The sequence below is a fragment of the Paenibacillus sp. NPDC058898 genome (assembly GCF_049316025.1).
Taxonomy (GTDB): domain Bacteria; phylum Bacillota; class Bacilli; order Paenibacillales; family Paenibacillaceae; genus Paenibacillus_AQ.
Genome location: NZ_JBMOSM010000012.1, coordinates 95,704 through 121,005, shown reverse-complemented (window position 1 = coordinate 121,005; position 25,302 = coordinate 95,704). Strand labels below are relative to the sequence as shown.

The 25,302-nt window shown below is 49.4% G+C and carries 20 protein-coding genes; 7 read left to right on the top strand and 13 right to left on the bottom strand.

What is annotated here, in order from left to right:
- Nucleotides 1-79: 79 nt before the first annotated feature.
- Complete coding sequence (locus ACOZB4_RS26240; protein ID WP_076322277.1) at nucleotides 80-1,828, top strand: alpha-glycosidase; 1,749 nt, start codon at nucleotides 80-82, stop codon at nucleotides 1,826-1,828.
- 65 nt (nucleotides 1,829-1,893) lie between these two features.
- Here ACOZB4_RS26240 and ACOZB4_RS26235 read toward each other — a convergent pair whose 3' ends face one another.
- From ACOZB4_RS26235 to ACOZB4_RS26205, 7 genes are all read right to left on the bottom strand, one after another.
- On the bottom strand, nucleotides 1,894-2,769 hold the full coding sequence (locus tag ACOZB4_RS26235) for a UbiA-like polyprenyltransferase (RefSeq protein ID WP_379410781.1): 876 nt from the start codon (nucleotides 2,767-2,769) through the stop codon (nucleotides 1,894-1,896).
- A gap of 12 nt (nucleotides 2,770-2,781) precedes the next feature.
- Nucleotides 2,782-4,089: an aspartate aminotransferase family protein gene (locus ACOZB4_RS26230; protein WP_379410784.1), complete on the bottom strand. Its 1,308-nt coding sequence runs from the start codon at nucleotides 4,087-4,089 to the stop codon at nucleotides 2,782-2,784.
- A 109-nt stretch (nucleotides 4,090-4,198) separates the two neighbouring features.
- Nucleotides 4,199-6,178, bottom strand: coding sequence for a peptidase U32 family protein (locus tag ACOZB4_RS26225; protein WP_379410786.1), 1,980 nt, complete (start codon nucleotides 6,176-6,178; stop codon nucleotides 4,199-4,201).
- A 386-nt stretch (nucleotides 6,179-6,564) separates the two neighbouring features.
- On the bottom strand, nucleotides 6,565-8,277 hold the full coding sequence (locus ACOZB4_RS26220) for an ABC transporter permease (RefSeq protein ID WP_379410789.1): 1,713 nt from the start codon (nucleotides 8,275-8,277) through the stop codon (nucleotides 6,565-6,567).
- Between the two features lie 16 nt (nucleotides 8,278-8,293).
- Nucleotides 8,294-9,307 carry an ABC transporter ATP-binding protein gene (locus ACOZB4_RS26215; protein WP_379410791.1) on the bottom strand — a complete coding sequence of 338 codons (1,014 nt, stop codon included), beginning with the start codon at nucleotides 9,305-9,307 and terminating at the stop codon, nucleotides 8,294-8,296.
- 109 nt (nucleotides 9,308-9,416) lie between these two features.
- Nucleotides 9,417-10,496 (bottom strand): extracellular solute-binding protein, encoded by a 1,080-nt coding sequence (locus tag ACOZB4_RS26210; protein WP_379410794.1) that lies wholly within the window; start codon nucleotides 10,494-10,496, stop codon nucleotides 9,417-9,419.
- Between the two features lie 320 nt (nucleotides 10,497-10,816).
- A complete protein-coding gene (locus ACOZB4_RS26205; RefSeq protein ID WP_379410797.1) occupies nucleotides 10,817-12,982 on the bottom strand; it encodes an extracellular solute-binding protein in 2,166 nt (721 codons plus the stop codon).
- Nucleotides 12,983-13,123: 141 nt separating this feature from the next.
- Between ACOZB4_RS26205 and ACOZB4_RS26200 the strand changes: the two genes are divergently transcribed.
- From ACOZB4_RS26200 to ACOZB4_RS26175, 6 genes are all read left to right on the top strand, one after another.
- Nucleotides 13,124-13,981 carry a glycerophosphodiester phosphodiesterase family protein gene (locus ACOZB4_RS26200; protein ID WP_379410800.1) on the top strand — a complete coding sequence of 286 codons (858 nt, stop codon included), beginning with the start codon at nucleotides 13,124-13,126 and terminating at the stop codon, nucleotides 13,979-13,981.
- Between the two features lie 345 nt (nucleotides 13,982-14,326).
- Complete coding sequence (locus tag ACOZB4_RS26195) at nucleotides 14,327-15,076, top strand: alpha/beta fold hydrolase (RefSeq protein ID WP_379411016.1); 750 nt, start codon at nucleotides 14,327-14,329, stop codon at nucleotides 15,074-15,076.
- Between the two features lie 7 nt (nucleotides 15,077-15,083).
- Nucleotides 15,084-15,668, top strand: coding sequence for a TetR/AcrR family transcriptional regulator (locus ACOZB4_RS26190; RefSeq protein WP_076322282.1), 585 nt, complete (start codon nucleotides 15,084-15,086; stop codon nucleotides 15,666-15,668).
- Between the two features lie 272 nt (nucleotides 15,669-15,940).
- Nucleotides 15,941-16,888, top strand: a complete 948-nt coding sequence (locus ACOZB4_RS26185) for a helix-turn-helix domain-containing protein (RefSeq protein WP_379410803.1) — start codon at nucleotides 15,941-15,943, stop codon at nucleotides 16,886-16,888.
- Between the two features lie 150 nt (nucleotides 16,889-17,038).
- Nucleotides 17,039-18,121 (top strand): Gfo/Idh/MocA family protein, encoded by a 1,083-nt coding sequence (locus ACOZB4_RS26180; protein WP_076322284.1) that lies wholly within the window; start codon nucleotides 17,039-17,041, stop codon nucleotides 18,119-18,121.
- A gap of 34 nt (nucleotides 18,122-18,155) precedes the next feature.
- Nucleotides 18,156-18,995 (top strand): hypothetical protein, encoded by an 840-nt coding sequence (locus tag ACOZB4_RS26175; protein ID WP_379410806.1) that lies wholly within the window; start codon nucleotides 18,156-18,158, stop codon nucleotides 18,993-18,995.
- Nucleotides 18,996-19,109: 114 nt separating this feature from the next.
- On the opposite strand, the gene ACOZB4_RS26170 is transcribed toward ACOZB4_RS26175, so the two are convergent.
- From ACOZB4_RS26170 to ACOZB4_RS26145, 6 genes are all read right to left on the bottom strand, one after another.
- Entirely contained in the window at nucleotides 19,110-19,844 is a 735-nt protein-coding gene (locus ACOZB4_RS26170; RefSeq protein ID WP_379410808.1) for an ABC transporter permease, read from the bottom strand.
- 1 nt (nucleotide 19,845) lies between these two features.
- Complete coding sequence (locus ACOZB4_RS26165; RefSeq protein ID WP_076322287.1) at nucleotides 19,846-20,562, bottom strand: ABC transporter permease; 717 nt, start codon at nucleotides 20,560-20,562, stop codon at nucleotides 19,846-19,848.
- A complete protein-coding gene (locus ACOZB4_RS26160) occupies nucleotides 20,559-21,479 on the bottom strand; it encodes an ABC transporter ATP-binding protein (RefSeq protein WP_379411019.1) in 921 nt (306 codons plus the stop codon). The genes ACOZB4_RS26165 and ACOZB4_RS26160 overlap by 4 nt, the downstream gene beginning before the upstream one ends.
- Nucleotides 21,480-22,018: 539 nt before the next feature.
- Nucleotides 22,019-23,407 (bottom strand): sensor histidine kinase, encoded by a 1,389-nt coding sequence (locus ACOZB4_RS26155; protein ID WP_379410813.1) that lies wholly within the window; start codon nucleotides 23,405-23,407, stop codon nucleotides 22,019-22,021.
- Nucleotides 23,404-24,078, bottom strand: coding sequence for a response regulator transcription factor (locus tag ACOZB4_RS26150; RefSeq protein ID WP_339270002.1), 675 nt, complete (start codon nucleotides 24,076-24,078; stop codon nucleotides 23,404-23,406). The genes ACOZB4_RS26155 and ACOZB4_RS26150 overlap by 4 nt, the downstream gene beginning before the upstream one ends.
- A gap of 248 nt (nucleotides 24,079-24,326) precedes the next feature.
- Entirely contained in the window at nucleotides 24,327-25,271 is a 945-nt protein-coding gene (locus ACOZB4_RS26145; RefSeq protein ID WP_379410816.1) for a helix-turn-helix transcriptional regulator, read from the bottom strand.
- Nucleotides 25,272-25,302: the final 31 nt, after the last annotated feature.

The window sequence follows — 25,302 nt, the reverse complement described above, 5'->3', positions numbered from 1 at the left end:
TTACAAAGGTACAACCTCGGCTATTCATAGTCCTGGCTGTGCCTTTTTTTAATTTCACTTACTTAAGGAGGAATTATCGATGTTCTTGGAAGCCATCTATCACCGTCCGCGTAAGAACTGGTCCTATGCCTATAACGGTACGACCATCCATCTCAGAATCCGCACCAAAAAAGACGACATTACCGAAGTGTACGCCCTCGCAGGCGACAAGTACCTGTGGGATCAGACGATGGAATACATTCCGATGACCAAGTTGTCCTCGGATGAAATGTTCGATTATTGGGAGTGCGAGGCAACCCCTCCTTACCGCCGCTTGAAATACGGCTTCCTGCTCCAGCAGGGCGACGAGAAACGCTGGATGACCGAATATGACTTCCTGACGGAGCCGCCGGCCAATCCGGACCGCCTGTTCGAATACCCGTTCATCAATCCGGATGACGTTTTTCACCCGCCTGCATGGGTCAAAGATGCGATCTTCTATCAAATCTTCCCGGAACGCTTCGCGAATGGGGATACAAGCAACGACCCGGAAGGCGCTTTGCCTTGGGGCAGTGCCGAACCGACGCCGAAAAACTTCTTCGGCGGTGATCTTCAGGGGGTTATCGACCATCTCGATTATCTAAGCGAGCTCGGCGTTAACGCGATTTATTTCACTCCGCTGTTCACGGCAACAACAAACCATAAATACGATACCGAAGACTATATGGAAATCGATCCGCAGTTCGGCGACAAGGACACGCTGAAGAAACTCGTCGATCTGTGCCATGCACGCGGAATCCGCGTCTTGCTGGATGCAGTCTTCAACCATTCCGGCAGAACGTTTGCGCCGTTCGTTGACGTGCAGAAGAACGGTATGAACTCCAAATATAAGGATTGGTTCTACGTTCGCTCCCTGCCGCTGGAAGTGGTGGATGGCATCCCAACTTACGATACCTTTGCATTCGAGCCGCTGATGCCGAAGCTGAACACGGAGAACCCGGAAGTTCGAGCTTACTTGCTCAAGGCAGCCGAGTACTGGATCAAGGAAACGGGTATCGACGGTTGGCGCTTGGATGTAGCCAACGAGGTAGGGCACAGCTTCTGGCGCGAATTCCGTCAAGTCGTGAAAAAAGCCAACCCGGATGCTTACATCCTTGGCGAGGTGTGGCATGAATCCTCCATCTGGCTGGAAGGCGACCAGTTTGACGCTGTCATGAACTACCCGTTCACGAATGCCGTACTGGACTTCTTCATCAATCGTACCGCCGATGCCGAGAAATTCTCCTTCATGCTTGGCAAACAGCTTGCCGGTTACCCAAGACAAGCCAGTGAAGTGATGTTCAACCTGCTGGACAGCCATGACACTGCAAGACTGTTAACGCAGGCGAACGGCGACAAACGCTTGATGAAACTTGCCGCGATGTTCCAGTTCACGTATTTCGGCACGCCTTGCATCTATTACGGCGACGAAATCGGCATGGACGGCGGGCACGATCCGGGCTGCCGCAAATGCATGGAATGGGATGAGTCCAAGCATGATAAGGACCTGTTCCATTTCTATCAAACGCTGATTAAGCTCCGCAAAGAGCATTCCGCTCTCCGTACGGGAACCTTCAAATTCTTGAAGGCCGAGAAGAACGGCGGTAAAATCGCGTACCTGCGCGAGGACGACAACGAAACGATCCTCATTGCCGTCAACAACGACAAGGCGGGCAACACAATGACCGTCCCTGTGCTGGATCATCAGTGGACGAACCTGTGGAACGGCGAAGGCCTTAGCGCGAAGCAAGGCCAGTTGACCGTGAAGCTGCCCGCCTATGGCTTTGCCATCTTAAAGGCCGGTCAATAAAAATCAAACTCCCTTTGAGTGCCATATGGCCCGTGTATGCGGGCTGGCAGTCGAAGGGAGTTTTTTTATCCGAGCAAAAATTGGTCGGCCAAGGTAAAGAGCAGAATCGTCAAACTAATCACCTGATTCAGGTTATAGGATGCCAGATGCATCCGCCTGCGGCTGGAAGGCTTGATGATGCGATGCTCCACGGCAAGCAGTATCACCGAGACAGCAATTCCCGTCAAGTAGAGCCAGCCCAAGCCTTGGATAAAGTAAAGGGAAACCAACAGGATGACCATAATCCCATGCAGCATTCTGGAAATGAGCAGTCCGCCCTCTAACCCAAACGTGCGGGGAATGCTCCACAAGCCGGTGCTTCGATCGAATTCGATATCCTGTGTTGCGTAAATGATATCAAAGCCCGCGATCCACAGCATCACAACGGTACCGATGATAAACGGAATGAAGGCAAATTGCCCCGTTACGGCAAACCAAGCCCCGATCGGAGCCGAAGCAATCGTGAAGCCCAGGTACAGATGGCACAGCCAGGTGAAGCGCTTCGTGTACGAGTACGAGCAGATCAGTATAATCGCTGCCGGTGAGAGCCACAAGCAGAGCTGGTTCAGCATCCCTGCCGCGAGTATGAAGATGGCAAAGTTAACGATGACAAACACGTGCACTTCGCGAGGCAGCAGAAGCTTTCTCGGCATATGGCGGTTCGCCGTTCGCGGGTTCGCGGCGTCGAACTTCAAATCGGCGATACGATTGAAGGCATTGGCCCCATTGCGTGCGGCAACCAGCGCAATCAACGACCACAGCATGACATGCCATGACGGTACGCCGCCCGCGGCCCAGATCATGGAAATGATCGCAAAGGGCAGCGAGAACAGCGTGTGGGAGAACATGACCAGTTCTCCGAACATTTTGGTCTTATGAACGACTTTATTGATCATTTGCATCCGGATCCAACCTCATTCGTTTACAAATTGGGAAAACCCAGCCAGCACTTCGTCCAAGGCGCTGAGCATGGCGACGATATCTTCCTCCGGAATCATCATGGCCGGCTGGAACGCCAGCACGTTTCGGCCGATGCCATTTTTGCCGATAATGAATCCTTCTTCCTTCATGCGCTCTAGAATGATATCCGTCCATGCTGCGCTTTCCTCGTCTGTCGCTCCCCGGATTTCGGCCCCGGCCATAAAGCCCTTGCCTCGGACATCGGCGATCAGCTCGTATCGGCCCTGCAGCTCCCTCAAACCATCGATAAGCCGTCCGCCGACACGCAGAGAACGTTCGACCAAACCTTCCTGCTCGATGTAATCCAATACGGCAAGCGCCGTGGCCGATGACACCGGGTTGCCGCCGAAAGTGGAGGCGGATGGTCGGTTTAGACTGGCGGCAATCTCATCCGTCGTGGAGAAAGCGCCGATGGGCACTCCATTGCCTAGTGCCTTTGCCATGGTCAGAATGTCGGGCACGATGCCGTAATGCTCGATCGCGAACATACGTCCTGTACGGCCGCAGCCTGTCTGGATTTCATCGACAATCAGAAGGATCCCGCGCTCCTCCAGCATCATCTTCAGCTCATGGAAATACCAATCCGGCGGTACGATCATTCCCCCGTTGCCTTGGATCGGCTCTACGATCATTGCGGCGAAGGTGTCTCCTTTCGCAGCGAGCACACTCGCCAACGCATCCAGGGAGCGGCGAGCGGCAGCATCCTGATCCATGGCAGGATCATAGGGACGTGGAATAAACGTAGTTACGTCCTGATCCAGAAAGTCATCGGTACGCCACATCGGGATGCCGGTCACGTTCATGGTCAGGAAAGTGCGGCCATGAAGGCCGTATTCCAGCGCCAGGAAGTTGCGGCGTTTCGTGTGCAAACGTGCGAGAAGGAGTGCGCCTTCATTCGCTTCGGAGCCGCTGTTCACGAAGAACGAACGCTTTAGATTGCCAGGCAAAATGCCGTTTGCTAACCGCTCCGCCAAATCCACCATCGGCTGGGTAAGGTAGATGGTCGACGTATGCTGCAGCTTCTGCAGCTGCTCGATCGTACGGGCAGTAATGGCATCATTGCAGTGACCGCAAGCGACAACCGACACCCCCGTGAAGAAGTCGGCATACGCTTTGCCATCATGGCCGTAAAGCTTATGCATCTTGCCGCTGACGATCTGAGGCGGCTCTTTGTAGAAATTAGCCGTGCAGGGGTAGCCGTACTCCCTACGTTTTGCCACGATAGCTTCGGGACCGATATACGTCGGATCTGCATGCGTCATGGATATTCACCTCTTTGAATTGATCTCGTTTCTCCTATGTTCCGTGAAAATATATCAAAAATGATAGCCATATGCGGGCTCATCTTCATTCTCCGTTTCGGAGCTCATCTCATACTTCGGTCAGCTCAAGCTGCAGGGTATGGCCGAATTGGAGCGAACCCAGTGTATAACCGGCATAGATCGGTGTCATGTCTGCATACAGCCTGCTGCATGAATCCAGATTCAGGGCAGCTTGGCGATATATCCGCACCAGGCCGCGAAGCTGCTCCGTCGTATACGTCTTTCCTTCAATGCGGAAATGATTCACGCCAGCTTCGTGCAGCTCCTTCAAGAACGGCATATTGCACAGCTCTTTCGACAGTGCCAAGTGGTTACGCCCCGAGGCATCCCGGTATACAGGGTTCTCCCCTTTATCCGTAAGCAGTACGAGATGACGGTTATCCACGAATCGGTTATCCTCTTCAGCTATGGGCTCAAACTCTGCCGCATTGGTGTATAAGTCATGCTCCAGATACATCACGATGGGCGATCCGTGAACGATGATCTCGACGGGAATCTCCGGATGACGCAGCAATTTCGTTAAATCATGGAGCTGAAGCTCAAGCGACGGATTGATTCTGGATATGCCATAATGCTTCTGATAGAACGAAGCCGCCATGTGGTTGTATATATTCAGGCTGAAATCGGCAATCATCGGCAGCCCTAGGGATTGAAACTTGTGCATGGCACCGATGTTGGATGCAAGCAAGCCATCAAGACCATAATGGTTATGCTCCTTGCCTGCACTGAGGAATTGATAATACTGCTCCATATGAAGCTCATTCATCATGCGGGGCATGCCAAGAATAATTTCGGCATTCCCTTTATCCGCTGTCAAAGCTTCGATATCTTCACGGCCGAATGGAAGATCCGGTTGGAACACGTCACCTGTCAGGTAGATAACGTTCGCCCCTTCTACGATTGCCGCACGGGCCTGCTCTACCGTGTTGACATGCACCGTAATTTGCGGAATCGACGTACCCGGCTGCTCACGCTTCGCATGACGAAGCGATTCCTTCACCTGAAGCACCCGTTCCTCCTTCATCTCGCGTTCCGCGGTAGGTGTGCTGAACACCTTCCCCGTACTGTAAAACTTGCCTGTTCCTTCATAACGGCGATTGATGAAATCCAGTCCCGGCTTGCCAAAAGCATAAGCTGTCGTGAAATCACGTTTCCGGTTTTTATGCAGCGTATCTGCCCCGGCTTCGCGGTTAAAGCCTATCGGATCCGCAATGTAACGATCGATCGCATCTCCGTAAGCATTAACAACCATCAGCAAAAATTCGGTATCTCTCATGCGTCCTTCAATTTTGAAGCTGGTAATGCCGGACTTGACCAGCTCCGGAATATGCTCGTACATATACATATCTTTTGCAGCAAGCGGGTACTCAGTAGGATAGAGGTATCCATCTTTTTTCACCCGATAATCCCAGCGGCAAGGCTTCATGCATCGTCCCCGGTTGGAGCTGTTGCCAAACAGCATGGAGCTGTACAGACAGTTCGCACCGTGAACGGTGCACATATCGCCGTGCACGAAGTACTCGAACTCCATGCCGCTCTTAGCGTGCAGCACCTCCGCCGTCTTCAGGTCCATCTCGCGGGAAGCCACGATGCGGGAAACGCCCAATGCTTTGACGGCTTCAATCATCTCCAGATTGTGCACGTTCATCATGACCGAGGAGTGAACCGGAATATTCGTGTAGTTCATCTCTTGAATCAGGGGAAACACGGCCAGATCCTGCGCAATAATAGCATCCGGGCCAACCTCGTTCAAAAAGGCGAAGTAACGTTTCGCTTCCTCCAGGTCCTCTTCATCCATCAGGTTGTTCACTGTAATGTAGGCGCGTTTACCGCGCTCATGGGCCAATTGAACAGCTTCTCTGACTTCCTCATAACTTAAGTTATAGCCCTTGCGCATCATGCGCATATTTAGGGATGGTCCCCCGAAATATACAGCATCGCAGTTTGCGTTAATGACGGTTTTGAATATCTCGAATGTTCCGGCAGGAGCCAACAGTTCCACTTCTTTACCGTTAAAATAACGAGCCATTGTCCGTTCCTCCTAATCCGTAAATTTTAATTTTATTGATTGTAACATAATTCACAATCAATAAAAGTGAATTAATTCACAGCTGGATTCGCACGGGTCGTATGCAGGTATTTACGGAGATAACAAAAGCAATATCACCGACAGCCATCCAAGCATGCCCCGAACCACGGATCGTACGCACAGGGAGCAGTGTTGCCTTATAGGATTTTTTTAAGGTATCAACTTTCGAAGCATGTCCTTCCTGATATCGCAAGAAAAATTACAGCTAACCGCGGTCTGTCTTCATGGATGTACGTCGATATACGTTTTTCTTTATCAAAACTCCCTTCGACTACTACCAGGCACGTATTTAATCCGAGCTTGGTTGATCAAAGGGAGTTTTGTAATTAATGCTTTGGTTTTCTGCCATAAACAAGATATAGCGTAACCGCTGAGATGGCCATCAGCACGACAGAGTAAACAAGTACGAGCGCCCGCATATCACCAGATGCCTGAGCATCCGTACTATTCTTGATCACGATGCCGAGCGGTTGGAGCAGCGGGTGATACAGGAAGACGGTCAGATCATAATCGGCTAGCTGTCCATTGAAGTTCAGTGCGAGCACTGCTAATGTCGATGGCAAGATGATCGGAAGCAATACTCTTCTGAAGGTGTAGAATGTGCTTGCACCCAAGCTTTTGGACGCATCCTCCAGTGAACTGTCAATCGTGAAGAACGCAGCTTTGAGCATACGTAACGTAAATGGAATCTGTACAATGACATAAGCGATAAGCAGTACCCACATGGTTCCCGTCAACACGTTGTTGCCCATAATGAACCGCGGAGTATCATACGTAATAATCAACCCAAGGGCAATCAGTGTTGAAGGCAGCAGCCATGGAATCAACATGGAATATTCCAAAGCGGCCGACAATTTATTATTGTATTTATGAAGGATACGTGAGACGACCAGCGCCAGAATTACGACCAGAATGGCTGCCATCGCCGAATAGAACATACTTACCAGATACGGTTTATAAGCATCGGCCTGGGTGAACAGCATAGTATAGTTGTCCAGTGTGAAACGATTCCAGGATAACGTTGCATTTGAAATGCTATATGCATCCGTGAAGGAAAAGATTATGATAAGCACAACGGGAAATACATAGATAACAAACAACAGATACGCTGCTATATGAACGATTATATTTACAAACCTGTTGTTAATCTTCTGCTTCTTGATCTCCGATTTCACTTTGGAGATCGATATGAAGTTACCATTCTTTTCAATTTTCCTCATTAAGGTCAATAAAATTAAGGTAGATACCCCGAGAATAATGGCCAGTAGGGATGCCATGTCTCTGGATGTAACGCTTTGTGCAAAAGACAGGATCATCGGCGTTATCGTTTGGAAGTTCCTTCCCCCTACGATTAATGGCGCAGAGGTGGCACCAAGTCCTGTCAGAAACAGCAGGATCGTAATAGCAAACAGGGTCGGTTTTAATACGGGCAGTACGATTCTTCTTAAAATATAGAATGTGGATGCTCCCATATTTTTGGCCGCTTCAATCGTTTGATAATCCAATTTCTTGATGGCGTTGGACAGAAATATGATGTGATTTGAAGTCACCGCAAACGTCATGACAAACAAAACAGCACCGTAGCCCTGAAACCATGAAGGATTGAAATCAGGGAATACCCCCATCAACGCTTTTGTAATAATCCCCTGCTCCCCGTATATGAATTTGTAACCTGATACCAGCACAACCCCGCCGTATATGAGCGTAGTAAAATAGCCCAAACGCAGGATTCTTGCTCCCTTAATATCAAAGTAATCAACGACAAGCACCAGGAAAATGCCAATAACATTAACGGTAATCACCAAAGAGATCGCCAAGACAAAGCTGTTCAGCAGACTTCTCAGCGCTCTCTCTGAACCAAGCAATTTCTGAAAGGGCTCCAATGAAAATCCGCCGTCTGAAAAAAACACCGATTTGAGCAGGTTAAGGTTAGGGTAGAGTAAAAAGGCAACAACAAACCATGCCAAGCACACTCCAATGACAACTGCAGTCGTTTTGCCGGAAAACAACGCATTCTTCCACTTTGTTATGTTTAACATAAGAAATTATCGTCTCCTAATACTGCAAAATGTCAGCGGCGTTAATAAATAAATCAACATCGTCACCCAGTTCATGTTTGATCATGCCGTCTTCTTTTTCAATATTTCGAATGGTCGACCCGTCCACATCAAACGTATATTTCGTGAACAGACCGTAATAATCGATATCTACAACTTTTGCTTTTAAGTGAGCAAAGCCGGATTCAACTGTTTTTAGAGACGTATGCACTCTTTCGGTTCGTAAATATCCCTCCTTCGTCATATCAAGAGGAACACCCGATTGACGTTGTATCTTATCTACAATGGTTGTATCCAGTTTGTTAATATCGCCAATAAAATTGCAGACAAATTCTGTAGCCGATTTATTATATATTTCAAAAGGTGTTCCAACCTGTTCAATAGCCCCGTTATGAAATACAGCAATTCGGTCGGATAGTGTCAACGCTTCTTCCTGATCATGCGTAACATAAATGGAAGTGATGCCAAACTTCTTCTGCAGCTTCTTCAATTCATTTCGTAATTGTACGCGCAAGCTTGCGTCCAAATTGGAGAGTGGTTCATCCAACACAAGAATACTTGGCTTCAACACAAGCGCTCTTGCAATTGCAACCCGTTGCTGCTGTCCGCCGGATAACTCAGATACTTTTTTCATTAACTGCTGATCGGATAAATCGACCTTCCTTGCGATATCCTTTACTTCCGCATCGATTTGTTGCTTGGATGTTTTTCTTACTTTCAAACCAAATGCAATGTTCTCATACACATTGAGCGTCGGGAACAGCGCATAATTTTGAAAGACCATGCTGATTTCTCTTTTTTCCACGGGCAGGCTTGTCACATTGCGTCCATTCACATAAATATCCCCGCGTGACGGGCTCACAAAACCGACCAGACTCCGCAGCGTTGTCGTCTTGCCACATCCGGAAGGACCTAACAGTGTGAAAAATTCACCTTCTTCGATCTTTAGATTAATATGGTGCAATGCGGTATAATCGCCATACTTCACTTCAACATCTCTAAATTCAATCATCGCGTTCACATCCTCTTTGCGGAAAAAACAAGGCATCTATCCGACAATCCGGTTATTTCGACGGTATATGAAAAACCAGATTGCAGAGAGATGCCGTATTTCCAACTTATTATGGTAATAGCTCAAGCTCAATTTTCTCCACCCATTGATTGATGTTTTTGGCAACGAACGACCAATCGATATCTTGCGGCTTTAAGGATGCCTCCATATCTTTGATCTCTTGCGGCGCATGCTCCAGTGCTTTGGCATTTGCAGGCATGGAAGAGAACGTTTTTGACCATTCGCCTTGTACTTCCGCGCTGCCAAACCAGTCAATGAATTGTTGCGCTGTTTCAAGATTTTTAGTTCCTTTGATAATACCAACTTGCTCAACCACATAAGGTACGCCGATCTCCGGTCTGACAATTCCGGCTTTCACTCCATATTGCTTCTCGCGTTCCGCGATGCCGCTTGACCACATCGGACCGAGTGGAGACTTTCCGCTCGCCAGGTTGGCGTAAAAATCCTCACCTTCCGCAGCATAAAATCCATACTGCAAATAACTCTTCACTTCGTTCCAGCCCGCTTCCGAAATGCCGTATTTCCCATTCGGGTCCTGATGACGGACCAATATTCCTGCAAGTACCGCTCTTGTCGTGCCTCCGCCAAAGCTGGAAGGAGCAGCATACTTGTTATGGAATTGATCGTTGTTCCATAGATCAGTCCAATCCTTCGGGGCTGTGTTCTCGTCATACATCTCCGAGTTGTAGATCAGGAAGATCGCTTGTTTCACCAGGGCATGATAGTAGCCATCCGGATCATTCAGCCCGTCCGAAACCTCCGATGCCCAGACCGGCTTGTACTGCTCAAGCAGGCCCTCTTCTTTGAAATTTTCATAATCTACTGTATTGAGTCCAAAGACGACATCTGCAATCGGGTTGTTTTTTTCGGCAACCAAACGGTTTACAATTTCACCGCCCCCACCTTCAACGATTTCAATGGCAAAGCCTTGCTCCGCCGCTTTCTCTTTTAGCCAATCCCCTCTCCCGTCCGATGCTGAATTTGAATAAACAACAAGAGCTTTCTTTCCACCCTCTGCTTTATTGCCAGAATCTGCTGTGCCATTGCCCATACAGCCAGTCAAAAGGCTAGTGATCAATCCCATTGCAATGATAGCGAACCTCATTTTTTTTGCGTTTGTCTTATTCATAAACCATCAGCCCCCTCAAAATTGGAACGTATCAATTTTTGTTCAAGTTTATTATATTTTGACTCTCAGAGTGCGTCAATACGCCAGAAATGATTTAACACATCTTTTACACAAGCTATACATCGCATTTACAATACAGCAAAATAGCCCCGCAAAGTGGAGCCTATGCTTCGATGATTATTCCAAATACTTTGCGGGGACCCCAAAATATATAAGTGCGATTAAAGAATTGCTTACGCTTCGCTTATTTGACATAGTACGCTTTAATCTCAAAAAAACCGCCCCTTTGGAGGGCGGTTCGCATGAAAGGAATCCCATTATTAAAATTCAAGCGCGAAAGCACGCAATTCCGAATTGATCCAGTCTATGGTCTCGCCGATATCTCCCGGACCTTTCAACATATCTTTAATGGCACGGCCAATGATCTGCTCCATCTTCTTCGTGTTAAAACCGCCTCCGTTCAGAAACTTGGTATCGCGGACACCCTTTTCATTCATATTATGGGCTTCATGCAGCCAAGGGTATAATGTACGAACCGCTTGATTATTGCACACCAGGGAATTGGCTGATGTTCCGCCGAGCAAACTGATTTGCTCCGCCACTTCAAGCCTATTGACCCATTGCAATAAAGCGACTGCTTCCTGAACGTTTATAGCATTCCTGGATATACCTATGACTCCGCCGCCCAGAAGGGGCTTTTCTCCCGGTACAGATGCCGAACCTATAAAATTGCCAATTTCACTATGCGCGATCCGTGATACATGGTTCATAAAGCCGATGACCATGGCCGTTTCGCCTCTGGCAAAGCTGTTTACAGCCTCTCCCCACCATGACTCATCCAATAACTGCGCTGCCTCCATCGTATCCAGGTAACTTTGAAGAGCTTTGGCCGCGATTTTTGTATTTAAGTGCACGCCGTTCTCATCAACCAGTTTTCCATTTGCCGCATAATACCTCGTCAGAAATTCTACAGCAACAATCTCAGCTCTGCCCAATGTCATGCTGGTGCCATACTCGGTTGGCGAATGACTGAAATGAGATTTCGAGAAAAATCGGACCAATTCATTATAAGCATCAAAATCTTGAGGAAGACTTAATTGCTTTTTATTGGCCTCATAATACATCCGTTTAATTTTGGGGTCCTCAAATAAATCTGTCCGATAGAAAAGCATCTGAATACTAGGATCAAACGGTATCGCATAGGGTACCCCTTCGATTTGGGAGTAATTGTCGCGCATATGCGGTGGGAATGATTGTATCAATCGGTCCAAATCATCATTCAGGCCCAGCAAGGGTCGAAATATTTCTTTACCGAACCATGACAGCCAGGCCATATCCATACGGATAATGTCATAATGACTATCGTTGTTCGGATCCGTTAATATTTGATAAATTTCCTCATATGAATGGATAGCCAAGTGTACTTTAATTTCAGTGTTTTTGGTAAAGTGAGGCAGCAGCTTATGCAGCGCATCCGTAGTTGGACTGGGGATCGTAAGGATCGTAAGTGTCTTTTGATCCGCTTGCTGGATGACATGCTCCCAGCTTGCAATTCCGTCGTTTTCCACCATGATTTTAGAGTCAATCTCTCGTTCATGTTTAACTTGCTGAATCATTAAATTCGCAATGTTGTGACCTAACAGATGATAATTTTGACGATAAACCGTGAAAGAATCCATATAAGTAGATGAAGTCGCACCTAGACATACGATTTCAGGAAGTTTCTGTAAGCTTCCCCAAAACTGCGCATTCTTAAGAAGCGAAGCCCTGCTTAAACTTGTAGTAATGATGATTTCTGGCAGTTCTTTCTCAAAAAACTCAAACGATTTGCGATACGATTGGTTCAGAGGAACATGAAGCACCTTCGTATCGATCTCTTTCAAATCCTGAAGAATCGCCTCCACAAACCAACGCTCACAAGAATATTTATGATCATCCGCAAATATGCCCACGGTCGTGTATCCATTGGTTCGGATATAGGAACGAATGTCCGTTCCGGCTTTCTGAAAATCAAAAGAAATAAACTTCTCCGCATTTTGAACTTCCCGATTCACGAAAATGATATGTTCACGCGGGATTTGGATCTCCTCATAATACGCATTGGCATCATCCAGGCAGGATATGGACACAATGCCCGTCACCCGCTCCTCCGCGATTTCCTTGATAATTTTTTTTTCGTTATGGGGCTGATCATAAGTAATGTATAGATGGGTGCGATAACCCAAGGTTGTCAGCGTTTTATCCAAGCCTTTGTACAATTGAATATAAATATCGGATTCGATGCTGGGAATGATGATGGAAACAGAATGGGTCGCTCCTGAACGCAACGATTTCGCTTTATAGTTCATTTTGTATCCTAATTTTCTCGCAGCTTCTTCAACCAATTGAATTTTTTTGACGCTGACATTGCCCTTCCCATTTAATACATTGGATGCTGTTCCATGAGAAACTCCCGCTTCCTTTGCAATATCCTTTATGGTTGGCATATTCCCCGCAGACCTCCTTACGATATTCTCTTACATTCTAGCTCAAATCAGGCTCACCGAAAACAATCATTAAGATTGACACGTTCCAATTTTTAATGTACGATGTCGATATTCAACATCAGGAGCGAGGTAGGTACGCATATGATAGGTAAGTATGAGTATGGTGAAATCAATCATTTGCTGCAAAGAAAGCTAGATGCTCATGGCGTCTTAATTGCGGTGCACAGAGGCAGCTCGGGTGGCAACATTATTGAAAATACGATCCCTGCCTATAAAGTCGCCCTCAAGCAAGGCGGAGATATGCTGGAAGTCGATGTCATCAAATCAACAGACGGGAAATTATATACGTTTCATGACGGACAGGAACGAAAGCTGCTGCACAGAACGGAAAACATTAAAACGATGAGTTCACAAGAGATAGAAAGTCTAACCTATTTTAATAGCATCTACCACCAAACCAGCTATAAAGTTGAGACTTTGAAGGACGTCCTTTCCTATTTTAAAGGCGATACTTTGATAAATATCGACAGAGGCTGGGATATATGGCCAGAAGTGCTGGAGTTATTGGATCAATCCGATATGACAGACCAAATTCTATTAAAAGGGCCAGTAACAGAAGAGCATTTGCAGTTTTTGAATGATTACCCGACAAAATATATGTTTATGCCCATTGTCCATACCATGGAGCAGATCGACACCGTCTTGCAGTATCCACATATCAATTTGGTTGGCATGGAGCTAATCGCCGATACGGAAGCACACCCATTGTTTCAGGATGAAGTGATTGAAAGGCTGCATAACCTGAACCTATTCGTGTGGGCGAATGCAATCAATCTGGATGATGTTACGATGCTGTTTGCCAGATTGGACGATGATACCTCCCTTATGCAAAGTCCGGATCATGGCTGGGGTCGATTGATAGATAAAAAAATTGATGTTATTCAGACCGACTGGCCTGCTTTGCTGTCGGCATACCGCACGAAAAAACGGAAATCATGATGCCTGCTCTTTTATGACAGGCCTTAAATCGATTATAAAAGTGAAGGGTTAGTCATTAGAGCATAACGTACAAGCGGTTACTACAAATATGTAGCTGCATGATCACGTTCGCTCTGATAAGACAGCCCTTCATTTTATTATATCTGACAGTCTTTCCAAATGATCGCAGGTGTGATATAACACCACCCGTATGGCTAGCTAATCTGCCTTGTTAGAGCATCCAATCATCAACTCGGATGTAGGAGGATTCATATTGAATTTTAAATTGACTAAACGTTCATTCAATAATAAAATAAGCCTTATCAAGTGTTCCAAATGATTGGAAATCGATTGGAGGGTATTCTATTGGACCTGCACTACGAAGTTCACGGCAACGGTAAGCCTGTCGTCCTTGTTCACAGCGGTGGAGCGGATATGCGGGATTGGGGCTATCTTGTCCCTCTCTTATCCGAGAACTTTTACGTGATTGCCTTTGACGGCCGCGGAGCCGGACGATCTCCCTCTCCCGTTCAGCCGCCAAACTATGTTGAAGATCTGTTGTCTCTTCTTGATCATCTGAATATTTCGCAAGCTGCGGTTATCGGACATTCTATGGGCGGCCGGATTGCCACGGAGTTCGCGATCCATTATCCTGAAAGAGTATCGGAACTGATTGTCATTGCACCAGCCCTGTCCGGTTTTCCTTATTCTGAGGAAATGCAAACTTACATGCACCGGGTAAGCGCTGCTGCCCCTGACATCGAGAAAATGATCGAGCTATGCATAGAGCCGCCCTCTTATGAAATTACAAGAAACCGTCCCGAGCGGGAGCTTATGATCCATATGCTTCGGCACCATTTTGAACGTACGTTTACCTGGTCTACCTTTGACTCGATTTGGCCGGAGCCGCCGGCGATGGAGCGATTACAGGAAATCTCGGCCAAAACGCTGTTTATCATTGGAGATCATGAACTGCCTGATAACCAGCAGGTAGGAGAACAATTTCGGAGGGTTCCGAGCATTGATTTTGCCACCATTGCGGGAGCGGATCACATGGTCACATTAACGCATCCGGAGGAGTTATCCCGCCATATCACTAAATTTGTGAAGGAATGAAGATTTCATGCCACGCACACCCAGCGAGAATGAGCGCATACGCCAGATAGCAAAAGACAAAATTTTAGAAGCCGCCATGGATTTGTTTATCCATCAGGGCTACCATGCCACTTCCATTAGTGATGTAGCCAAGCAAGCCGGGATATCCAAAGGGCTGCTTTATAACTATTTTTCAGGCAAGGAAGGGCTACTGGCCGCCATGGTTGAGGAGCGAATCGCAGGCGTTGCGGAAGTCATAGAGAATGCCGCTTCACTCCAAGCACCTGCAGAGCAACTGAAATTTATTCTGGAGCAAGCCATCGACAACGTCTATCAGCAGCCGGAAGTATTCCGGTTTTACTTGCATCTTCAAACCCAACCCGAAGCGGATCAAGAGTTGTTCCCCTACAGCAGGCGTCTTGTGGAAGAGGCTGCACGACAGTTTGAGATTCAATGCCGTATATTCGAAAGCCTCGGAGTTCCCGAGCCGCACAAGCGCTCCTTGTACTTTTCTTCTACTCTGCAGGGGATTATGCTGATGATATCCACGTATCCTCAGCACTTCCCCATTGATGAAGTGAAGGAGCAGATGCTGAAGGAGTTTTGCCCGTAACAAAAAAGAGCCGAGGTCGCACCTGTGTTTCAGGACGCCTCGGCTCTTTGCTGCATGAAACTATATCTTCGCACGCGAATGGGGATTTGATCTTTAGAAATTAGCCTAGCCTGATACCACGCACCGTCCCCACCAATTAATCTCCTTGTAACATCGTTCTCCCTGAACGCCTTGCATTCGATTAACTTTTTCAATTTTTCTCTTCCTTCATGTCCTTAATCAGTTATGCTGTTAATAACAGGATCAACACGCGCATGAGGAGGTAATGAATCATGGCTATTCACTGGTTGGCACCGGATATCGCCGAGTGTACCCGAAGAGGAATCGCCTACTTTACATCGGAGCTGGAAATGACGAATGGCCTGCCTTGCAAAGTGTACCGAATTACCGAAAAGTTCGGGAGTTTGTCCGACCATATGCACGATTATCTTCAGATCTGGTATGTCAGCAAAGGTGAATTCATCCATACGCTCTATGGTCAAAAATACCGGATGGTCCAAGGCAACATATTCGTGCTTCCTCCCTATAGCGTCCATCGCGTGGAGATGATACCGGGCAAAGAGCTGGAGGTGCTGGGGTGCGAATTCATGCCGGCCTTCATTAATGAACGACTGAATGAGACGCCGACCGAGGCGCAGCTGTTCGACCTTTCCTTCATCAAGTCTTTTGTTACGACCGAGGATAACGTACCGTTCAAAATTACCTTGACCGGCAGCAGCGACCTCGCCGTGAAGGAGCTCCTAACCGAAATGCTGGCCGAATACGGAAGCCGGGGTCCATTCTTTGATATTTTGCTGAAAGCCAATCTGCTGAAGCTGCTGGCGATCGTGAACCGCGAGTATGCCGAGCAAGGGAAGCATACATCGATCACCGTCGGTAGCGACCAGTACCGGGAGCCCATCCTGGAATCAGTCCAGTATATTCATGACCATTACGACCAGCCCCTATGGCTGGAGAATCTGTGTGCCCGGACGATGATGTCCCGGACTAATTTTTGCCGCCGATTCAAGGAGGTTACAGGCCGAACCTTCAGCCAATACTTGGCCAACTACCGGATACGGATGGCCATGCGGCTGCTCACGGAGCCTGAACTCACGGTAACCGACGTGTGCTTCAAGGTCGGATTTAACGAGCTTCCCTACTTCTGCCGCATTTTTAAGAAATATACGGGGACGACTCCCGCATACTATAAAAAGAATGCTTTTAAAACGGTGGACTAACACCCCGGTACGATAATCCAATAAATAAACACGATAGTGAAATCGAAGCGATCGTTCCCATGCTATACTCGGGGCAAGCAATAACGAAGAATCAAGTGTCAGGCTCATGTTATCCCTGCATCATCAATCCACGACTTTGGAGGAGAACCGATGAACAAAATTACAATTGCCGTGATTGGCTGCGGCACGATTGCGAACAGTGCCCATATTCCCGCCTATATGGCCAACGAAGACGCCGAGATCAAATACTTTTGCGATATCGTCAAGGACCGGGCCGAAACCGCCGTCGCCAAATACGAATGCGGTCAAGCCATTGAGGATTACCAACAAATTCTGAATGATCCTGAGGTCGATGCCGTATCCATCTGTACGCCGAATGACGTCCATGCCTCCATCGCCATCGATTGTTTACGCGCAGGCAAGCATGTATTATGCGAAAAGCCGGCCGCCCGCACCTACCCGGAAGCGCTGGAAATGCAGAAGGTTCAGCACGAAACGGGCAAGACGCTTAATATCGGGGTGGTCAACCGCTACAATGAAAGCGTAAACAGAATCAGAAAAATGATCCAAAACGGCGATCTTGGCGAGCTGTATCACGTATATGCCAGCTTCCGTTCCCACCGCTCGATCCCGGGACTCGGCGGCGCCTTCACGACCAAGGCCATCGCTGGCGGCGGCGCGCTGATCGATTGGGGCGTTCACTTCCTCGATGTCGTGATGTACTGCACGGGCGATCCGAAACCGAAGACCGTCTCCGGGCAGGCCTACTGCAAGCTGGGCAAAGATATGGAGAATTACACCTTCCTCAACATGTGGGCAGGTCCACCGAAATATGACGGCACATATGACGTCGATGATTTTGTCACGGCTCTCGTCCGCACCGAAGGCCCGACCATTTCCCTGAACGGTGCATGGGCGCAAAATATTGGCGCCGAAGAAATGTTCATCGACTTCCTCGGCGACAAAGGAGGCATCCGGCTGAAGTACGGCTCAGACTTCACCTTCTACACTACGGAGGACGGCGCATTGATCGAAACCACGCCGAAATTCAATCTCGGCAGCATGTTCCAGAATGAAATCGACGGATTCATCCGATGCATTCAAACCGGGGAGAAGCAGCCTTCGCATATCGATACGGTCATCCTCTCCTCCCAGATCATCCAGGCGATTTACGACTCGTCCGACCAAGGCGCAGAGGTTTCGCTGCAGCCCGTTGCCCAGAACAGCCTTTAACCTATAGTTTGAACGCCAGGGAGGACCTTTTATCATGAAAAAAATCGGATTCATCGACCTGCATCTGGACCAATTCCATGCGAATAAATATCCTGGCTGGATTGAACAGGCTACGGAAAGTGCCATGAAGGTCGTGTACGCCTACGGCAAAAGAGACAAAGAGAACGGGCTCACTAACGAAGCCTGGAGCAAGGAGAATGGAATTGAGCTGCTGCCCACGATCGAAGACGTGGTAGAGCGCAGCGATTACCTGATCGTGCTGTCCCCGGATAACCCGGAATTCCATGAGGAGTTGTCCCAGCTTCCGCTGCAATCCGGCAAACCAACCTATATTGATAAAACGTTCGCGCCTGACCGGGACACGGCTATCCGCCTGTTCGATCTAGCGGCACAGCATGGAACGCCGATGTATTCAACGTCGGCCCTTCGTTTTGCGAGCGAATATACGGAGCTGGACCGGAGCGATATCCAAACCATCAGCAGTTGGGGCCCCGGTAGATTCGCCAATTACTCGATCCATCAGATCGAGCCGATCGTTAGCCTGATGGGGGCCAGCCCGAAGAGGGTGATGTACATCGGAACGCCTGACTCCCCCGCCCTGCTGATCGATTTTGGGGATGGACGTCAAGCCACCGTGAATCATCTTGGGGAGAACTGCCCGTTTACCTTAGGGATAAAGAATGACGCCGGGGGGTTCAAGCAGGTCACCGCCAATTCGAATTTCTTCGCCTTGTTCATTGAGAATCTGGTGAACTTCTTCGAATCGGGCAAGCCAGCCGTCCACTCAGCGGAAACTATTGCTGTCATCACGATTATCGAGTATGGATTAAAGGCAGCCGACACGCCATATACGTGGGTAGAATTGCCTCAGTAACGTAACCACTGGTTCGTCACACTTAAGAAAACACAGAAAAAGAGCTGCTCCAGCAGGCCGTAAGGGCCTGGGGCAGCTTTTTTTACATGAAAACACGGATTTTCTCGTTCTGGATTACACTTCTTTCCGCTGAAAATAGATGAAGCCCGCGAGAAAGAACAGTAGAAACCCGCCAACCACGACGGTCATGAGACTCTGAAACGGCAGGTTGAATGCGCCGAAATCGGCCTGACCCGCCGGCATCATCGCAAGAAACGGCTGTGTCCACGGATAGAAAGGGGCATATGTCTGCGAGTTGGCTATCAGCATGTTCGGTATGGTAAAAACCACATTCAATGCCAGCGGAGCGGCAAAGCTGCTCCAGGCTGTGGAGACTCCAAGCTGCAGCGCGGCCAGCGGCAAACAGGCAACCCATCCGCCCAGCACGCAGCGCAGCAGCATTTCCCACGGAATTGGAGTTTCCACCTTATGGATCAAACCTGCTCCCAGGACGGATCCCAGGAACAATAACTGCACCACGGCGAGCAGCATGGCTACCACCGAGAATTTCGCAAAATAGACAGCGCCGCGTGAAACCGGCAGGACGAGCAGTTGCTTCCACCCCCCGCCCGTATGCTCATACCGGCACACCATGGCACTAAAAATTCCCGTCAGAATCGGAAGCAGTAGCATCGCATGCAGGATGATCATAATGCTGATTAAATGCTCCCATGGCGCCAGCTCCTCAGGCTTTCCATTTAATATGCCCACCAGCATGACCAGGATCGCACACAGGAAAATCTGCGGCCACAATTTGGACTTTGACAGCTTAAGCCACTCTGCGGACACCGCTCTTATACAGGATGCCATCTTAGTCCACATCCTTTCGGTTAAAATGAATCAGGCCAAGGCACGTTATCACCGCGCCCAGCAGCAAACCTGCTCCGATGACCTTGACTTCCCCCGGCCCCAAATAAGCCAGAAGCGGCCACTTTAGCGGCATCCAATCGGGGAATTGCAGGGCAAACATCGATACAACGGAGGCGGTAACACCTATTCCGACCGCGATCCCCTGGTTCTTGAGCGTCAATGATAGCCACAGCTGAAAGGCCAGCATGGGAAGCGCAGCAATTAATTGTACAAAACCGATGCGCAGCAGATCTAGATACGGCATTTGATCTGCGCCCATCCCCAGTATGATGCCGAGCACGGCGGTACTGATCGACAGAAGAAGACAGGATACGCATAGAATCAGGAAGGCCTGGACGAACTTGGCACTGAATACTGCCGTTCTGGAAATAGGCAATGCGAGCAGCTGTTTCCACGAGCTCAGCTGATGCTCCACGTTGGCCATCAGCGAGCAGACCAGCGTGATCCCAAGAAAGAGGGCAATCGGCACGAAAAACAGTACGTTCTCCAGCAGCCCGCCCCATGGATCGGCCGCGTAGGATTTCATCAGGTAATCATAGCGAAGTCCGAAGTTCAGCCCTTGCATCGCTGCCAGCCCGATGGGACCGAGCGCAGCGAGAAACCAAATGCCTTTGCCCCGGATTTTCAGCCAATCGGCGGAAAGCGCACGGAACATCATACCCGGCTTCCCTCCCCTACGATCTGCATGAAGATATCCTCGAGCGACTTCCGCTGTTCTTCCACTCGGTACACCGCATGCTGATTCTCCACCAGCCGCTTCACGAGCAGCGCGATCTTGGCGTCCTGCATGCTTTCCAGCTCCAGCATCTGGTTCCGCAGAACTCCTTCACAGCCCAGGTCCAGCGCCAATCCGAGCGCTAACTCCGGCTCGGACACCGATAGACGGAAGCCGCTGGACGCCGTGGATACCAGATTGCTGATCGTATCCTGGAACACCATGCGTCCCTCACGGATGATGCCGACTTTATCGGCCATCTGCTCGACCTCACCCAGCAGGTGACTGGATACCAGCACGGTTATTCCGTATTGGCGCGGCATATTCTTGATCAGCTCCCGGATTTCATGAATACCGGATGGATCCAGACCGTTGGTCGGCTCGTCCAGAATGAGCAGCTCCGGATTGTTCAGCAAGGCGGCTGCAATGCCAAGCCGCTGCTTCATCCCAAGGGAGTATCCCTTGACCGGGCGCTTGGCTTCCTTCGTCAAGGAGACAATCTCCAGCACTTCCGAGATGCGGGACTTCGGCCCGCCGGTAATCCGGCGAATGGCTTCCAGATTCTCTATGGCCGTTAAATGGCCGTAATAGGATGGGTATTCCACGAGCGATCCGGTCCGGCGCAAAATGTCCATTTTTTCGCTTTTCAAATCCTTGCCGAACAAATGAATCGCGCCACGCGTTGGTTGAATGAGTCCGAGCAGCATGCGGATGGTCGTTGTTTTCCCGGCACCGTTCGGTCCGAGGAAGCCATAAATGTCACCGCGGGCGATCTCCAGATTCAAATCCACAACGGCTGCGCGCTTTTTGTATATTTTATATAAGCCTTTTGTTTGAATGACGAGTTCCGTCACGTTCATCACCTCAGGTATAAATCCTACATGTCCAAGGTTAAATGCCGGTCGACCTCAAGTTTAAATTTTCTTTAAAAAAGCTATGCGGCTATCGAAGTCTCTTTGAAACGTCTGTTTCATTGGAGAAGTTCTACAGATCATGAAGCTAAGAGTGAGTTCGTGCAGCTAAGGCGCTGCGTGGCCGAATCGTTCTTCCGATCGCTGTTAAAACCGGGAAACTGGAATTTGCCCAGCGGTGGTTTCCCGGTTTTAAAGGCGAACGCTTCGCTTCTCCAGCAACGATTCCGTCCCCTCCGCTGGTGTATCTGCATGAGTTCAAGAGGCAGCCTAGCAGCTGCAGCCTGCCTTGCTTATGAACCCGGTTCACTGACGAGTTAGTGAAACTCGAGCGAAAAGTAATGGTACACAGACGCCTGATAGAATGTCTTTTCCGTTATAGACAGCAAAAAAGAGGAACCGGTAAAAATGCCGGTTCCTCTTTCTATATATTCGATCTAGATGTAATCATCCCAGATATGATGCTTGATAGCCCGGCCCTTGATTCTTCACCGCTTCCAGATGCGGATCCTCGTTCCCTCGTCCGAGCTTTCCACTTGGCATCCAAGTCCCATTTCCCTTGTCAGGTGATCCACGATGGCCAGGCCGATGCCTGTTCCTTTGTTGCCGGAGTCGCTTTCAATTCCCGGTCCGTGATCCGAAATGACAAGCACGCCCTCAAGCCCTTCTCTCTCCTCGGTGTGTATTCCGATGTACTTCCCGGATTTGGCATGGCGGACGACATTTTGGAACAGATTATCAAGAAGCCTTCGGAACCACAGCACGTCCACGTTCCAGCTTAGCGGTTCGTCACGCACCTGGATATCGGGTTCGATCCCCGCCTTCTCCCATACGGGGTACCAGGCCGCTGCGCTTTCCTTGACGATTCGCAGAACGTCGGTCGGCTCCATGCTCAGCTGCACTCTGCCGCTGGTGAGCAGGTTGTAGGACAACAGGTTGTCGATCAGACCGCCTAAATCCGCGATTTTCGATTCGATGAGTGACAACGATGCCTTCCCCTTCTCGCTCAGCGGCTCCCGCTCCATGGAGAAAATATGGCTTCGAATCACAGTCAAGGGGGTTCTTAGATCATGAGATAGATTGGCAATCAGCGACTTGCGCAGCTCCTCTTCCTCGCGCTGGCGGCGCTGACCTTCCTCTAATTGGATGACCATATCGTTATAGCCCGCCTCCAGCTGCCCAATCTCGTCATGCTTGGTTAAGGTAACCGGCTGCGGAATGCCTGTCACCGTATGAGGAGACGTCATGGCAAAGCGAAGTCGCAGCAGCCGCTTGCGGATGCGCACAAAGAACAGCCAGGAGACCAGAATGAACAGGCCGGACATCAAGGCCATGAACAGGCCGTACAGCGCCGTTTCACTGGCAATGGGCTGCTGGACGCTGATATATTTTCTCGGCAGCTGCATGACCATAAAGCCTTCTCCCGATCCCTCTCCCCCGATAAAAGCGACGGATGTGAACGGGTCGCTATCCAGGGAGTTTTTCATAAACTGCACGGTATAGGGCGCGCTCCATACCTCGGGAATGTTAGACTGTACAGGCAGCTGCAGCCTGGTCTCATTGCTGCCGTCCACCCAGAACATGGAGATTTCCGGATACTCCTGCCGTATCGAATTCAGCTTCTGCTCAATAACCTTCGGTGAGGCTCCGCTTAATCCGGCTGCTTCCGCATGCCACATTTTCTCTAACACGGCACCGCTGGTATACTTCCCGACAGGGGCCGGCGGCCGATCCGAGAACGTATCATTCACGAACCAGTAAAAAATCGACGCTAACGGAAACATGATCGGCATGAAGATCATCGCCATTGAGATTAACAGCAGATAACGGTTGGTCAACGAATTGCGGAACCTGCCCTGCTTCCTTCTCCATCTCATGCCCTCACCCGATAACCAAGCCCGCGAACCGTCTCAATAATCTCCGGGTTGGCGGGATCCCGTTCCAGCTTCTCGCGCAGATACCGGATATGGACCATGAGCGTCTTGTCCCCCTCGATATAAGACTCTCCCCAAACCGATTCGTAAATTTGCTCCTTGGTCATGACACGCCCCTGGTGCTGGAGCAGGTACATAAAGATTTGATACTGCTTGCCGGTCAGCAGCGTCTCCTCGCCGGTATCTTCGTTCACGATCCGATTCTCGGCTTCATATACGGATAAATGCTTTACTCTCATGGGCTCCGCTGATTTCACGACAGACCGGCGCAGAAGCACCTCCAGACGGGCAGCCAGCTCGTCCGGGTGAAAAGGCTTCGTTAAGTAATCATCGGCAAACTCAAGCCCCTGCAGCTTATCGTCAATAGAGGTGCGGGCCGACAGCATCAGGATAGGCAGTCCAGGATAGGCTTTTTTGAGGCGCTGCCCTATTGTAAAACCGTCAAGCCCCGGGAGCATGACATCCAGAACAACGACCGCACACGGAGCCGCTTCCTCTACGGCCTTCTCTCCAGTCAGCAGCCACCGCACCTCATAGCCCTTATCCCTGAGAAATTCACTGACCCACCCGCCGATCTCCCGGTCGTCCTCGATATATAGAATGCATGCGCTCATGATCCATCTTCCTTTCTCGTGCCAATATTCATATCCCCTGTGAAGGGGTTCCCTAGATCCTTTAAGGAAAAAAAACGCCCGTATCTATTTATGTATATATGATCCATCATTTGTCATTGTATCATGGGATACCAAGCGTGCAGGCAGCTGATTCGCTAACCTACCTTGATCCTTCATCAACCTTCTCTGAATTTCACTCCAAACATTTCACGCCACTTGATCTTACGACTCTTAGGTGACCCTGGCACCTATGTATCCGCCACTCCGTAATGCAGGCTCAGCTTCCTTGCCTTCTCCCTCAGCATATCCACGATCTCCTGAGGTTCAATGACTTTCGCCTCCATACCCAAACGCAGGAAGACCTGAGCGACATATTCAAAATCATTGCGATCTACGATGGTGTCCACAATGCCCCGGTGCTCATCTTGCATGACCACCTCGTTCTCCAGCCACGGAATGCTCTCGCACTGTCTCGCCCCTTCTCTTGTCAGCTCGGCATATAATCGAACAGGCTCCCGAATGGGATAGTCCTCGAGCCATTCTTGCATGCTAAAGTCCACCTCATAGGTGTGATCGGTTAGGGCTAAGGATTCCATCCGGTCCATGCGGAACACACGCACACCCTCCTTCTCGCGTTCCACCGCGGGCATATACCATAAACCATCCTGAGCATAAACGCCGATCGGCAGCACTTCCCGGTCGCTCGTACCCGATTTGGAACGATAGCTGATCCGTACAGCCCGCTGATGAAGAGCGGCTTCAATGACATCTTTTAGATAAGGGGACCCTGCGGTTCTGCTTGGACTCCAGAACGTCAGCACCGATTCCAGGCGGCTGATCATCATTTTGGTATCCTCCGGAAATCCGGCCAGCAGCTTGCGGGAGGCGGAGTCGATATTCAGCTCAAACGGTAACGAGGTATAACGCTTCAAGGCTTGAAAGGCAAAAAATATAGCAAACACTTCATCTTCATCGAATAAGATCGGCGGAAGAACGCGACTTTTCAATGTACGGTATCCCCCGTGCCGACCTTGCTCCGTATATAAGGGAACGCCCATATCGCTGATTTCGGTAAGATATCGGTGCGCCGTGCGAACGGAAACGCCGAATTCATCGGCCACTTCCTGAGCGGTAAAACTCCTTTTGGCATTGGCGTACATGATGACATCCATAAGCTGTTTCGCTTTTGACATAATACCCACCTCACACGCAATAACTAGACAA